General features: G+C 62.7%; 1 protein-coding gene. It reads right to left on the bottom strand.

Annotated elements, in window-relative coordinates; all coding sequences use genetic code 11:
* Positions 1-268: methylenetetrahydrofolate reductase (locus tag FLQ44_RS11195; RefSeq protein WP_206208833.1), on the bottom strand; the 268-nt coding region annotated here is incomplete at both ends.

Here is a 268-nt window from a genome sequence, read left to right as displayed (position 1 = left end):
GCCCTGCGCACGCGCTCGACATAACGCTCGTAGAGATCGTTATCGAAGAAGAACTGGGTGATCGCGCGCGTGGCCCCGTTATCGACCTTGCGCTTGAGCATGTCGATGTCGGTGGCGAAATCGGCGCTTTCTGGGTGCTTTTCCGGATATGCCGAGACCGAGACCTCGAAATCGCCGATCCTGCGAATGGCGCCGACCAGCTCCGCACCGTTCGAATAGCCCTGAGGATGCGGCCTGTAGGCCTCGCCCACGCCCGCCGCCGACATCG

This window comes from Vogesella mureinivorans, from assembly GCF_007644035.1.
In the GTDB taxonomy this organism is placed as follows: Bacteria; Pseudomonadota; Gammaproteobacteria; order Burkholderiales; family Chromobacteriaceae; genus Vogesella; species Vogesella mureinivorans.
Note: the sequence above shows the minus strand (reverse complement) of the source record. Positions and strands in the feature narration are given on the sequence as shown.